General features: G+C 51.0%; 12 protein-coding genes and 5 tRNA genes. 10 read left to right on the top strand and 7 right to left on the bottom strand.

Going from position 1 to position 13,232, the window contains the following annotated elements:
• Positions 1 to 92: 92 nt before the first annotated feature.
• Together HNR75_RS04470 and HNR75_RS04465 are read right to left on the bottom strand one after the other, a co-directional pair.
• Entirely contained in the window at positions 93 to 1,442 is a 1,350-nt protein-coding gene (locus HNR75_RS04470; protein WP_188025810.1) for a DUF6538 domain-containing protein, read from the bottom strand.
• Positions 1,443 to 1,535: 93 nt separating this feature from the next.
• A tRNA-Ser gene (locus tag HNR75_RS04465) sits at positions 1,536 to 1,623 on the bottom strand.
• A 171-nt stretch (positions 1,624 to 1,794) separates the two neighbouring features.
• Here HNR75_RS04465 and tyrR point away from each other — a divergent pair.
• The gene (gene tyrR, locus HNR75_RS04460) at positions 1,795 to 3,351 is read left to right on the top strand and encodes a transcriptional regulator TyrR (RefSeq protein WP_188025809.1); all 1,557 of its coding nucleotides are present in this window, start codon (positions 1,795 to 1,797) and stop codon (positions 3,349 to 3,351) included.
• Between the two features lie 18 nt (positions 3,352 to 3,369).
• Here tyrR and HNR75_RS04455 read toward each other — a convergent pair whose 3' ends face one another.
• Positions 3,370 to 4,107 carry a UDP-2,3-diacylglucosamine diphosphatase gene (locus tag HNR75_RS04455; RefSeq protein WP_188025808.1) on the bottom strand — a complete coding sequence of 246 codons (738 nt, stop codon included), beginning with the start codon at positions 4,105 to 4,107 and terminating at the stop codon, positions 3,370 to 3,372.
• A 48-nt stretch (positions 4,108 to 4,155) separates the two neighbouring features.
• Positions 4,156 to 4,653, bottom strand: a complete 498-nt coding sequence (locus HNR75_RS04450) for a peptidylprolyl isomerase (protein ID WP_188025807.1) — start codon at positions 4,651 to 4,653, stop codon at positions 4,156 to 4,158.
• Between the two features lie 160 nt (positions 4,654 to 4,813).
• Here HNR75_RS04450 and cysS point away from each other — a divergent pair, with 160 nt between their 5' ends.
• The 3 genes from cysS to pmrB all read left to right on the top strand — a co-directional run bounded on the left by cysS (position 4,814) and on the right by pmrB (position 7,994).
• Positions 4,814 to 6,205: a cysteine--tRNA ligase gene (cysS, locus tag HNR75_RS04445; protein ID WP_188025806.1), complete on the top strand. Its 1,392-nt coding sequence runs from the start codon at positions 4,814 to 4,816 to the stop codon at positions 6,203 to 6,205.
• A gap of 72 nt (positions 6,206 to 6,277) precedes the next feature.
• Entirely contained in the window at positions 6,278 to 6,940 is a 663-nt protein-coding gene (locus HNR75_RS04440) for a response regulator (protein WP_188025805.1), read from the top strand.
• Positions 6,921 to 7,994, top strand: a complete 1,074-nt coding sequence (pmrB, locus tag HNR75_RS04435; RefSeq protein ID WP_188025804.1) for a two-component system sensor histidine kinase PmrB — start codon at positions 6,921 to 6,923, stop codon at positions 7,992 to 7,994. The genes HNR75_RS04440 and pmrB overlap by 20 nt, the downstream gene beginning before the upstream one ends.
• 35 nt (positions 7,995 to 8,029) lie before the next feature.
• On the opposite strand, the gene folD is transcribed toward pmrB, so the two are convergent.
• The gene (gene folD, locus HNR75_RS04430) at positions 8,030 to 8,884 is read right to left on the bottom strand and encodes a bifunctional methylenetetrahydrofolate dehydrogenase/methenyltetrahydrofolate cyclohydrolase FolD (RefSeq protein ID WP_188025803.1); all 855 of its coding nucleotides are present in this window, start codon (positions 8,882 to 8,884) and stop codon (positions 8,030 to 8,032) included.
• A 191-nt stretch (positions 8,885 to 9,075) separates the two neighbouring features.
• Here folD and HNR75_RS04425 point away from each other — a divergent pair.
• The 6 genes from HNR75_RS04425 to HNR75_RS04400 all read left to right on the top strand — a co-directional run bounded on the left by HNR75_RS04425 (position 9,076) and on the right by HNR75_RS04400 (position 11,101).
• Positions 9,076 to 9,152: transfer RNA gene (locus tag HNR75_RS04425), tRNA-Pro, on the top strand.
• Positions 9,153 to 9,164: 12 nt separating this feature from the next.
• Positions 9,165 to 9,241, top strand: a tRNA-Arg gene (locus HNR75_RS04420).
• 53 nt (positions 9,242 to 9,294) lie between these two features.
• A tRNA-His gene (locus tag HNR75_RS04415) sits at positions 9,295 to 9,370 on the top strand.
• A 15-nt stretch (positions 9,371 to 9,385) separates the two neighbouring features.
• Positions 9,386 to 9,470: transfer RNA gene (locus tag HNR75_RS04410), tRNA-Leu, on the top strand.
• Positions 9,471 to 9,729: 259 nt separating this feature from the next.
• Complete coding sequence (locus HNR75_RS04405) at positions 9,730 to 10,035, top strand: ArsR/SmtB family transcription factor (RefSeq protein ID WP_188025802.1); 306 nt, start codon at positions 9,730 to 9,732, stop codon at positions 10,033 to 10,035.
• A gap of 13 nt (positions 10,036 to 10,048) precedes the next feature.
• Positions 10,049 to 11,101: an alkene reductase gene (locus HNR75_RS04400; protein ID WP_188025801.1), complete on the top strand. Its 1,053-nt coding sequence runs from the start codon at positions 10,049 to 10,051 to the stop codon at positions 11,099 to 11,101.
• A 59-nt stretch (positions 11,102 to 11,160) separates the two neighbouring features.
• On the opposite strand, the gene dsbB is transcribed toward HNR75_RS04400, so the two are convergent.
• Positions 11,161 to 11,685: a disulfide bond formation protein DsbB gene (gene dsbB / locus HNR75_RS04395; protein ID WP_188025800.1), complete on the bottom strand. Its 525-nt coding sequence runs from the start codon at positions 11,683 to 11,685 to the stop codon at positions 11,161 to 11,163.
• 115 nt (positions 11,686 to 11,800) lie between these two features.
• Complete coding sequence (locus HNR75_RS04390) at positions 11,801 to 13,048, bottom strand: TolC family protein (protein WP_188025799.1); 1,248 nt, start codon at positions 13,046 to 13,048, stop codon at positions 11,801 to 11,803.
• Positions 13,049 to 13,232: the final 184 nt, after the last annotated feature.

Below are 13,232 nucleotides of genomic sequence, written 5' to 3'. Positions count from 1 at the left end.
TTGAATTGTTCGGGGTAACGTTTATGGCTCATGAACACCTCTTTTTTAGCTAGTTTATCTAACTAAAAGGTGTCTAGGAAATCAGTGGCGATTCAAAGCTCAATCAGGTCATCATGCAGAGGCACTTTCCTGATGCTGTTGCTGGTCTTCACAGTCTTATCTTCACCAGATTGAATAGACAGATACCAGATGCCTGTATCTTGGTCTTTGACAACATCTGACGCGAGAAGTTGTGACAGTTCTTCTCTTCGTGCTCCCGTGTAGAGCATCAACAGAGGCAACCAGTAGAGTGCTTCCCCAAAGTCAGCAATCGGTGGCTTCCAGTTCGATGTGAAGAGAGGGCTCTTGAAGATGGTCATCAGCTCAGTGTAAGAATACTGTTTATCTTCGGCTGTTCTGGTTACATTCCGTTTAGCTGCCTTGGCAATCCCTCTCAACATACCGGATGCAGATACAGGTTCTTCCCGCATGACGTCTAAGCGTTGTACCGCAAAGTTCAGGATTGCAGAGAAGGCTCTGAGTTGTTTTCTGATGGTAGCCAGTTCAACCAGTGGCAGATTTTCTTTCTCTGCTTTCTCCATAAGCTGTGCTGCTGATAGTCCTCTTAAGCCTTTCCCTCTGGCTGGAAACTTACCGAGAAGATTTCGGAAATCCTGACAGACTGCTCTGGTGATTTGGTTCACAGGTAAGTCACCAAACAACTCGATGAAACGAGAGATGGTAGAGCTGAAGTCATTGATGGTTTTCTGAGTGCTTCGGTTATCACCATCATTCATGCGTTTGTCATCAGCCCATAGCTGGAAAACCTGAGACAACGGAGGTGCTGAGTTTTTTTGAACTTCACGTTCTTTTTCAACGGTGAGTTTGCTGGTGGCTGCTGGTACATGGATTTGACTAGACCAATCGCCATGAGCCCGCCTAAACGCTAAATCACAAAGAGAAATCCAACGGGCAAAGAATGCTTCAACCAAGGCTTTGAATGCTGGTTCTGCTTCATCAGGAGTCGGGAGGTTGTGAGCTTCTAGTGTCTTACGGATGAATGGCGATACAACTTTTATTCTGACAGTAGCGTTATCACCATCAATCACATCTTTTGCTGGTACAGAACCTTCGGGTGTTTCTGCAAGAAAACCAGAGATTGAATCAGGTTCAGTTTCCCATTCAGCCATGACAGAGGAAGCCCAACGGTCAGCGAGCTTAGGTGAATCAGAAGCGAGGACTTTAGGTCTACCTGCGAGTTGTTCTCTTGCGGCAACAAAGATTTCTTCACAACGGGCAGATTCAGAGGCGAAACGAGGGCGAGCAACAGCAAGGTCTTTAGTTCTCAGGGAGACCTTCCATTCATGCTTTTTGATAACTTGCTTGATGTCTAACGGAACTTGCCTACGAAAGTAAAAGACACCAGTTTTAGGATGCTTCCACGGTGTAGCCATAACACTCATCTGTACCACCTTTCTGTACCAATTGGGCAGAAGGCGCTGGTTTTAAACTTAGCAGGATTTTACAAGCTTAAGTAAATCAATTACTTAGGAAGATGGCGGTGAGTGAGAGATTCGAACTCTCGATACGTTGCCGTATACACACTTTCCAGGCGTGCTCCTTCAGCCACTCGGACAACTCACCGTATTTTTTGTCTATCGGGAACGCTTTCCGTATTACCCTTTCGACGGGGCGCTACTCTAGGGGAAAGGGCATACGTGGTCAATCCTTTTTTGTAAAAAAATCCTCACTCTAGGTGGTTTTGCATATCATCCGTATAATCAATGGTCAGATTGGTAAAAAGGTAAGCAATTAATGCGGTTGCAAGTAACGTGTGAAGATCGGTTAGGGCTGACCAGAGAGCTGTTGGCGCAATTGGAAGATAACCGGATTGACCTGCGCGGTATCGAAATCGATGTGGCGGGCATTATCTATCTGCATCTGCCGGATGTTGATTTCGCCAGCCTGCAAAAATTGCTGCCTGATCTGCGCCGCATCGCCGGCGTGACGGATGTGAAAACCGTGGGGTATATGCCTTCAGAGCGGGAACATCACGAGATCCAGGCGCTGATGAAAGCCTTGCCGGATCTGGTGTTTGCGCTGGATATCAAAGGACGTTTGACGCAGGCCAACGATGCGGTGCTGAATATCCTGCGTTTATCGCTGAAAGACATTCAGGGCGTGCAGGCTGGCAGTTTTCTCAAGGGTTTTGCCTTCCTGCAGTGGCTTTCTTCCGAAAATCCGCAGCCGGAAACCTGCAAACTGGTTTTTGCCGGGGAAGAGTTTCTGGCGGATATCCTGCCTATCTTTATTCCGGACACGCAGGGCGTATCGCATCTGGCCGGTGCCGTTGTGGTGCTGAAATCAGCCCGTCGGGTAGGGCACCATTTCAATTTACTGCACAGCTACGATGACAGCAGTTTTGAGCAGTTTTGCGCTGAAAGTCAGGTGATGCAGCAGTTATTGCATCAGGCGCGCCGTTTCGCGATGCAGGATCAGCCATTACTGATCATGGGTGAAACCGGCTCCGGCAAGGAGATGCTGGCTCGGGCCTGTCACCGGGCCAGTTTGCGGGCCAGTGGACCTCTGCTGACACTAAACTGTGCCGCGTTGCCGGATGATGTGGCCGAGCATGAGCTGTTTGGTTCTGCGCCCGGTGCGTTCGGGCCGGACTGGCCGGGCAAAAAGGGGTTACTGGAGCAGGCCAGCGGCGGGGCATTCCTGCTGGATGAAGTTGCCGAAATGTCACCGCTGCTGCAGAGCAAATTACTCCGGGTTTTGCAGGACGGGCGTTTTCACCGGGTCGGGCAGGAAAGTGAAGTCACCGTCGATGTACGGCTGTATTGCACTACCCGTAAATCGCTGGGCGAACAGGTCCGAAAAGGGCTGTTCCGCGAAGATCTGTTCTTCCGTCTGAATGTGCTGACGCTGGAGATGCCGGCGCTGCGGCAGCGTCTCGCCGATATCATGCCGCTGGCACAGCAGTTCTGCAGCCGGATCAGTGAGGAATTACAGCGGCGACGTCCGCGATTCTCGCGTTCCATGACGGAGTTTCTGAACAGTTATCCATGGCCGGGGAATGTCCGCCAGTTGAAAAACGCGCTCTATCAGGCGCTGACGTTGCTGGAAGGCGATGAACTGACGCCGGACATGCTGCGGCTACCGCTGATGGATGCGCACGAGTCAACGGCGGAGCAGTGGTTTGATGGCACCTTGCCGGAAGCGACCAAGCGTTTTGAAAGGCTGATGCTGGAACGATTGTATCCGCTTTATCCTTCCAGCCGGCAGCTGGCGCAACGTCTGGGGCTGTCGCATACCGCGGTGGCAAATAAGCTGCGGGAATATGGTCTGAATAAAGCAGAGCCGGGTTAACCGGCTCCAAAGCTTTCTTTACAACGCAGGATCGATGGGGCGGGAAAGTAAATTGATATCCCGATCATCAATTTTCAGATACCAGAGATCGGTATCCCAATCACCCAGCACAATTCGGCGGGCCTGCTGCTGATTGCTTAATGTCACCGGATGAATGTGCGGACGATGGGTGTGTCCGTGGATCATCAGTGTCGCTTTATGCTGCTCAAAACAGGTAATCACGCTCTGCGGTGTCACATCCATAATGCTGCGGCTTTTCTGCTGTTTCCCTTTGTGACTGCCCTGACGGATTTTCTGCGCGATTTTTACCCGGCGGGATAGCGGGAGATGCAAAAAGATCCACTGCAACCAGGGCCAGCTGGTGATCCGGCGGAAACGCTGATAGGCCTCATCGTCGGTACAAAGCTGATCACCATGTAAGAGCAGGGCTTTCTCGCCAGCCAGTTCGCAGGCATAAATGGGCGGCAGGAGGGTCATGCCGCATTCACGGGCAAACCGTCTTCCGATCATGAAATCACGGTTGCCATGCGAATAAAACAGCTGACAGCCATGGTCGGCCAGGGTTCTCAGTGCTTTGGTGACTTGTTGCTGCAGGGGTGACTGTTCGTCATCACCAATCCAGAATTCGAACAGATCACCGAGAATATAAAGTTCATCAGCGGTTCGGGCGTCGGTTTCAAGAAAACGGATAAATGCCTGGGTCAGATCAGGGCGGGATTCACTCAGATGCAGATCTGCGATGAAGAGTTTAGTCATGTGTATCCGGGGAAAGAGCCATACCGCCGTAACGGTATGGCAGACTGATTATTCAGAGACAGTAACGTTTTCGATAACCACGTCTTCTTTCGGTACGTCCTGGTGCATACCGTAACGGCCGGTTTTCACCGCTTTGATTTTGTTCACAACTTCCATACCGGCAGTCACCTGACCGAATACGCAGTAACCCCAGCCCTGCATGGATTCAGATTTGAAATCCAGGAAGGTGTTGTCAGCCACGTTGATGAAGAACTGTGCGGATGCTGAGTGCGGCTCCATGGTACGCGCCATTGCGATGGTGCCTACTTTGTTGGAAACACCATTGTTCGCTTCGTTTTTGATCGGAGCGCGGGTGTTTTTCTCTTCAAAGCCAGGTGCATAACCACCGCCCTGAACCATGAAACCATCAATCACACGGTGGAAGATTGTGCCGTTGTAGTGACCATCGCGGCAGTATTGCAGGAAATTCGCTGCAGTAACCGGTGCTTTGTCGTTGAACAGTTCCAGGGTGATATCGCCGAAATTAGTGTGCAGAGTAACAGACATGTTTTTGCCTCTTTAGAAATTGTGTACTGATTCTAGCTGATGAGACGTTGACACAAAAGCCGCAAGTAAAACATCTGTTAACAACCGGGCCGAAAGGAGGGGTGCAATCTCAGGCTCTCTTCTTTAGAATGTTGGGATTCATGATTAATACGGTGACATTATGCTGAAGATTTACAACACCCTGACTCGCCAGAAAGAAGAATTCAAACCAATCCAGCCCGGCAAGGTGGGCATGTATGTCTGTGGTGTCACCATTTACGATCTGTGTCATATCGGCCATGGCCGCACTTTCGTTGCTTTTGACGTTGTCGTGCGTTATCTGCGGTATCTTGGCTATGATGTCACGTTTGTCCGTAACATCACTGATGTGGATGACAAGATCATCAAACGTGCCGCAGAAAACGCGGAAAGCTGTGATGCGCTGACCGAACGTCTGATCGGTGATATGCATGCCGATTTCGATGCCCTGAAACTGCAGCGTCCGGACATTGAACCACGCGCCACGCAACATATCGGTGAAATTATTGCGCTGGTACAAAGCCTGCTGGATCAGGGATATGCCTATGTTGCCGATAATGGTGACGTCCTGTTCTCCATTGACAGTTTCCCTGAATATGGCCGTCTGTCTGGCCAGAATATCGAACAGCTGCAGGCCGGTGCCCGCGTGGATGTAGAAGAAACCAAACGCAATCCGATGGATTTCGTGCTGTGGAAGATGTCCAAACCAGGTGAACCGATGTGGGATTCACCATGGGGTGCAGGCCGTCCGGGCTGGCATATCGAATGTTCCGCCATGAATTCCAAACATCTGGGCCATCATTTTGATATTCACGGTGGTGGTTCTGATCTGCAGTTCCCGCATCATGAAAACGAAATTGCACAGAGCTGCTGCGCGCACCATACGCCTTATGTGAACACCTGGATGCATTCCGGTATGGTGATGGTGGATGAGGAAAAAATGTCTAAGTCATTAGGCAACTTCTTCACCATCCGCGATGTACTGAAAGTCTATGACGCAGAAACCGTACGTTACTTCCTGATGTCCGGTCATTACCGCAGCCCGCTGAATTACTCTGACCTGAACCTGCAGCAGGCGCGTGCTTCACTGGAACGTCTCTACACGGCTTTGCGTGGTGTGGAAGAGGGAGAAGAACAAACCGCGTTGTCTGCGCCGTTTGAAGAACGTTTCAAGGCTGCCATGGATGACGACTTCAACACACCGGAAGCCTACTCCGTGCTGTTTGATCTGGCGCGTGATCTGAACCGCGCCAAACAGGATTCTGCCGCAGATGCGGTTGCGCTGGCGGCCTGTCTGCGCCGTCTGGGTAGTGTGCTGGGTATTCTGCAGCAACAGCCGGAACAGTTCCTGCAATCCGGTGCGGCCGCAGAAGCGGATGATGTGGCTGAAATCGAGCAACTGATCAAAACCCGTAACGAAGCCCGCGCCAGCAAGAACTGGGCGCTGGCTGATGAAGCCCGTAATAAACTGACAGAGATGGGCATCGTGCTGGAAGACGGCCCTCAGGGAACAACCTGGCGCCGTAAAGGCTAACCGGTCTTTGAGTATGAAAAGCCTGTCAGGATATTCCGACAGGCTTTTTTGTTTGAATCAAGGATGTAATTAATGAAAATTCTGCTGATTGAAGACGATGCATTGTTGCTGCATGGCGTGCAGAAAGCGCTGGTGCAGCAGCAATACTGCTGTGACGTGGCCCAGAGTATAAAAGAGGCCCGTCGCTATGTGCTGGAAGATTACGACCTGATCATTCTTGACCTGGGTTTACCGGACGGTGACGGCCTGACGCTGCTGAAGCAATGGCGCCAGCAAGGCAGCGCTCAGCCCGTTTTGATTCTGACCGCCCGGGATTCACTGGATGATCGGGTGAAAGGTCTCGATCTGGGCGCGGATGATTATCTGATCAAACCGTTTGCATTGGCTGAACTCCTGGCCCGAATCAGAGCCCTGATGCGGCGCCGTTTTGAAAAGGCGGAGAATGTCCTGCAATTTGGCGCGCTCCGGCTGGATATGAACCAGAATCAGGTCTGGCTGCAGGAGCAGGAACTGACGCTGACCCGGATGGAATATGCCATTTTGCGTCGCTTGATGCTGCATGCCGGGAAAACGGTACAGCGTGAGCGGTTACAGCAGGATCTGTATGACTGGAATGATGAAATTGGCTCCAACACGCTGGAAGTCTATATTCATCATCTGAGACGGAAACTGGGTGCTGACAGTATCAAAACCGTGCGCGGGGAGGGGTATCGTCTTGAAGCAAAATCAGAATAGCTTATCGCGGCGATTATTATTCAGTATTGGCACGATTCTGTTTGTCACCCAGGGCACCACTATTTTCTGGCTGTTGCATGAAGAACAGGAAATCATTGTCCATAACTTGCGCCATGCCAGCAAACTGAAGGTTCCGGTTGAGAGTCTTAGCTGGTTTAACTGGGAGATCGTTGGTGCGCTGTTTTTCCCGGCGCTGACGGCATTCTTACTCAGCTTGTTTATCAGTTGGATCGCGATAAAACGGATTATTGCACCATTGTATAAGCTGACGGCCCAGTTGCAGCAGCGCAATGTTGAGCAGTGGCAGCCGTTCGACGATGACGGAACCAGCCGTGAGGTTACCGCTATTACCAGTGCCCTGAATAAGCTGATGCAGAAATTGCAGTTGGCCTTTTCCCGCGAGCGGCAATTCACGTCGGACGTTTCACATGAGCTGAGGACACCCATTGCCGGTATACGGCTGAATCTGGAGCTGCTTGAATCTCAATCGCCAGAGGAAATCAAGGCACTGATCTCCCGTCTGGATGGGATGCAGCGCACCATCGATCAACTGCTCACCATGGCCCGTCTGGAACAGAAAATGGTGATGGGTCTGCAAACTCCGGTTGATCTGGTGAGCGACGTCATTCTGCCGGCACAGAATGAATGCCGGGAGCTGTTACAAGTCCGGGGGCAAACCGTCGCGCTATCACTGCCGGATACAGCATATGTGATTGGGGATAAAACCCTGCTGAGTCTGCTGCTACGCAATCTGGTGGAGAACAGCAGCCGTTATGCCGATAGTGATACCGGGCTGACTATTACCGTGACAAAACAGACAGACGGATTGCACCTGATCGTCAGGGATATCGGTAAAGGGGTCGATGAGACGCACCTGGCGGCATTAACCGATGCATTCCGGCGCTTTGATCAACGGGGAGGCGGAGTAGGGCTGGGGCTGAATATCGTCGCGCGTATATGCCGTATTCATCAGGCAAACCTGCAAATCAGAAACCACAATCAGCCGCATGGTCTGGAAATTGATATTGTATTTCCTGCGGATAGCCGAAAATAAAAAAGGGCTGAAATCTTCAGCCCTTAATCTCTGCGTTAGCTGTGGTATTGCTCACAGGCCTGCAGGGTATTCTCGATCAGCGTGGCCACTGTCATCGGCCCCACACCGCCCGGTACAGGCGTGATGTAGCTGGCGTGTTGCTCGGCAGTGGTATATTCCACGTCACCCACCAGTTTGCCATTGGATAAGCGGTTAATGCCTACGTCCAGTACGATGGCACCCGGCTTGATCCATTCACCCGGAATAAATTCAGCCTTGCCGACTGCCACGACCAGCAAATCAGCCTGACGGACAAACTGCTCCAGCCCTTTGGTGAAACGGTGACAGGTCGTTGTAGTACAACCGGCCAGCAGCAGTTCCAGGGTCATTGGACGGCCAACGATGTTGGATGCGCCGACAACCACGGCGTTCATGCCTTTCAGCTCGACGCCGGTGCTTTCCAGCAGAGTCATCATGCCTTTAGGTGTGCAGGGACGCAGGGCAGGGATGCGTTGCGCCAGACGGCCAACGTTATAAGGATGGAAACCATCCACATCTTTGTTTGGCAGGATCCGCTCAATAACCAGCGTTGAGTCAAGATGAGCAGGAAGCGGAAGCTGAACCAGAATACCATCCACGGTCGGATCGGCATTGAGCGTGTCAATCAGTGCCAGCAGTTCATCCTGGCTTGTGGTTACGGCTAAATCGTAAGATTTAGAAATAAAACCCACTTCTTCACAGGCACGGCGTTTGCTGCCGACATAAACCTGAGACGCGGCGTCCTCGCCAACCAGCACCACGGCCAGCCCCGGGGCCCGTAATCCTTTTGCTTTACGCTCTGCGACACGGGCAGCTACACGCTGACGCACAGACAGGGCAATCGCTTTTCCATCAATGATTTTTGCAGACATACCTTCCACTCACCTTGCTTTGCTGGCGCATATTGTCGCATTTTTTTTACAATAAGGTTAGTGTATAAACATGCGCTTACCACGGTCGTTCAATATGTGAACGGTCGCCGGCTTTTCGCTAAAAAGCGTTTGACGCCATCAGGGAGAGCCTATATTATTCGCCCCCGTCGTCGGACGTCTCGACAGAACATCGGTGATTAGCGCAGCCCGGTAGCGCATCTGGTTTGGGACCAGAGGGTCAAAGGTTCGAATCCTTTATCACCGACCATTTTCTTCCAGTGCGCCCTTAGCTCAGTTGGATAGAGCAACGGCCTTCTAAGCCGTGGGTCACAGGTTCGAATCCTGTAGGGCGTACCAGTTAAGACGATGGTTGTTCAGCTTCAAAGATGGTGTGACAACACGGTTCGATGGTGGCTATAGCTCAGTTGGTAGAGCCCCGGATTGTGATTCCGGTTGTCGTGGGTTCGAGTCCCATTAGCCACCCCAAAAAAGTTCAGAGCTGCGGAAGTGGCGAAATTGGTAGACGCACCAGATTTAGGTTCTGGCGCCGCAAGGTGTGAGAGTTCGAGTCTCTCCTTCCGCACCATGTTCTGAACGAAACAATAAACCAGCGAAAGCTGGTTTTTTTGTGCCTGAAATTTACGTGTTGTCCCCGAATAATCAATATCAATGCTAGCGACTGAAGCCAGACGCTGGTGCCGTCATCCGCAGCATCCTCGATTGGCCCGCTATTCTTTTTCCTGAACCGACAGAACTTGATACAATTTCATCATGCATGACTCTTTTTATATTTACATATCGAAATATCTCGATATATAGTAAAGCCATCTGTTCAGGTGATGACTATGACGAATCAGGAAGTCGATTCCATTATCAAAGCGTTAGCCAATCCGGCCCGGAGAGATATTCTGCAGTGGTTGAAAACACCGGCGGAGTCTTTTCCGGAGCAAAAAACGCCGTATGACAATGGCATCTGTGTCGGGCAGATTTTTGAACGGGCGGGATTATCGCAATCGACCATCTCTTCGCATCTGGCGACGCTGCAACGTGCCGGCTTGCTCACCTCAAAACGGGTTGGGCAGTGGGTGTATTACCAGCGAAATGAGGCCGTGATTGCGGAGTTTACAGCCCATATCCAGCAGGCTTTATAACTTTGGAGGTTGCATGACCACCTTGTTTGATCCCATTCAGATGGGCGAATTATCGCTGAAAAACCGTGTGGTGATGGCGCCACTGACGCGTTGCCGTGCCAGTGAAGGGCGGGTGCCGAATGCGTTAATGGCAGAGTATTATGCCCAGCGAGCCACTGCCGGGTTGATTATCTCTGAAGCAACCTCAGTGACACCGATGGGCGTGGGTTATCCGGATACACCAGGGATCTGGTCTGATGAACAAGTCGTAGGCTGGAAGCTGATCACCGATGCGGTGCATCAGGCCGGTGGCACGATAGTTATGCAACTGTGGCATGTCGGCCGAATTTCCGATCCGACCTACCTGAATGGCGAATTACCGGTGGCCCCGAGCGCGATTGCCGCGGAAGGGCATGTGAGCCTGATCCGTCCGATGAAACCGTATGTGGTGCCGCGTGCTCTCGGACTGGATGAGATCCCGGCGATTATAGAGGCCTACCGCAAGGGCGCTGAAAACGCGAAAAAAGCCGGATTCGATGGTGTTGAAATCCATGCGGCGAATGGTTATCTGCTCGATCAGTTCCTGCAAAGCTCAACCAATCTGCGTACTGATGAATATGGCGGGCCGATCGAAAACCGCGCACGTTTACTGCTGGAAGTAACCGATGCTGCGATCAGCGTCTGGGGGGCGGGTCGTGTTGGCGTGCATTTGGCGCCGCGGGGTGATTCTCATACCATGGGCGATCAAGACCCTGCTGCAACTTTCGGTTATGTGGCGAAAGAGTTGGGTAAACGCAACGTCGCCTTTATCTTTACCCGTGAACATTTCAATGCGCCGGTATTAACGCCACAGCTGAAACAAGCCTTTGGCGGGGCGGTGATTGTGAATGAACAGCTGACGCGAGAAAGCGCACACGCTCTGCTGAATGAAGGTGTTGCGGATGCGGCGGCCTGGGGAAAACAGTTTATTGCGAACCCGGATCTGGTCACTCGTCTGCAGGGAAATGGTCCATTCAATGAGCTGCGAACCGATGTAATGTACGGCGGTGGCGAAGCGGGCTATACCGATTATCCTGTATTGGCGTAAGCCCTAAAAGAAAGGGAAGGACAGTATCGTCTTTCCCTTTTTCTCACATTCTGAGCCCGCTACGAACTGCAACACTTTCCTTTGATCAGATTGCCTGCAATCACAATAAAACTGATCAGCGTATAAATGCCAAAAGCAACGATGAGCCACTGCGGCATTGTCCATGAAAGGAACTGCCACTGCAGATCGGAACATTCCCCTGTGGCATTAAAAAACCAGGGTGCCCATTGGTTGAGTGGTAACCAGTCCGGGAAAACCACGAATAAATCGCAGGTCGTGAATGGGGAAGGGTTAAGCTGTATGTTGGTATGTTGTAACGCCAGTCGCAGCCCCTGTACCGCCGAATACGCCCACAATAAGAGACCGCTCCAGCGCAGAATCAGGTTCTTCGGATAGATGAAACCGATGATTGAGGCGGCCATGATCCCAAGTACCGCGACACGCTGATAAATACATAACACGCAAGGTTGTAACCCCATCACGTGCTGAAACACCATGGCACAGAGTTCAAGAAAAAGGGTTGAACCGAAAAGCACGGCCCATGCAATTCGGTTTTGAGTGAGTTTCCGGATAAACGCAATCATTCGGGCTCCCGCGGTGGGCTTAGAATATACAAGTAAATTAACTAATGAGAACTATTATCACTTTAAACCTTCCCCTTACAGGAAGGTCAAGAATAAGGGCATGCGATAGTTTGTTTTATAACGCCTTTCCTGTCAGTGCTTCAATATCGGCATAGGCCATTTGTTCTGCGGAGGCGAGTTGGATCCGTGACTGGCGGATCTCCAGCCATTGTTGTTCTGCTTCAAGCAGCCCGGACAAAGTGAGCTGGTTATTCTGATAAGCCTGAAGGGCTGATCGTAGATTGAGCGCAGCCTGTTCCCGGATGGTATTTTTCAGTAATTGCTGCTGTTTCTGTGCTTGTTCCACAGCTGCAATGGCTCGCCAGAATTCGCCCTGCAAGTCATTACTCATTTGCTCCTGCTCTGCTTTTGCCGCAATACTCATCGCTTGCGCCTCGCGCTCATCCGCGGAGCGTCGGGTCATGTTGATTGGCAGGTTGAACTGAAGCATGCCTTCCCATTCTTCGAGCTGTTGCTCACTCTGCACTGCGGTCACTCCCACCGTAAAATCCGGGTAGCGATTTTTCTCTACCAACTTTTCATTCAATCCGGCTGCATTACGCGCAGCGACCGTCTGTTGCCATTGCGGTGTTTGTTTGACCCACTCGCTTTCTTTGAGTGTTCTCAGTTCTGAATCACTCAAGGCAGGTAACTCATCTGGCCAGGCTAGTTCTGCGGAAGGTGAACGATTGAGAATAGCATTGGTCCAGGTTTGCAGCTGTTTCTGCTGTGCCTCCAGATCAATCTGTATCTTGGCTAACTGGCTCCGGTTCAGCTGTGTCTGGATTAATTCCTGCTGTGTACCTAACCCTTGCTGATAACGAGTCGCTACGGTTTGTTCAATTTGGCGAAGGACAGAATCAATCTCCTGATTCAATAAATACATCTGATGGGTTTCATAGCGCTGTGCATATAAACGACGGATTTCCGCCCTCAGCTCATTGCGGGTCTGCGCGGTTTTGAATTTAGCCGCGTCAGCCTGTTGCTCCGCGATGCTTGTCTGGAGATCCCGTTTGCCATACCACGGCAGATCCTGCATCAGCGTATATTTGGTTTGTCCGGTTTTTCCCGGAAGATACTGCTTTCCCTTACCTTCCGGCGTGAAATCCATCAGTTCCAGTTTAAATACCGGGTCGGCCAATGCTCCCGCAGAAACTGTCCGCGCAGAAGCGGCATTCATTTCTGCAATCACCTGCTGTAATTTCGGATTGTTCTCCTGTACTGCAGCCTGTAACGAAATCAGTGAATCACCTAATGTTTCGGCCCACACGGAGCCTGCAAATAATCCGGACAACAGTAGGGTGTAGTTCATTTTTTTTCTCATGAGTTCTTCCTTAATTTTTTGACGTTACCGGCATGGATTTGACAGCCGTGCCGGAAACAGATTGAGCGTATACACCAGAAAATTAATATCCCGAGAATTAATGTATTTTTTAAAATGACTGATTTTAAAATTTAATGCATGTATGGCCCGTCTGAAATAAATACAGAATATCCTCCGGATTAAA

Source organism: Tolumonas osonensis (assembly GCF_014202415.1).
In the GTDB taxonomy this organism is placed as follows: Bacteria; Pseudomonadota; Gammaproteobacteria; order Enterobacterales; family Aeromonadaceae; genus Tolumonas; species Tolumonas osonensis.
The sequence above is the reverse complement of the archived record's forward strand: the minus strand, read 5'-3'. Positions and strand labels throughout refer to the sequence as shown.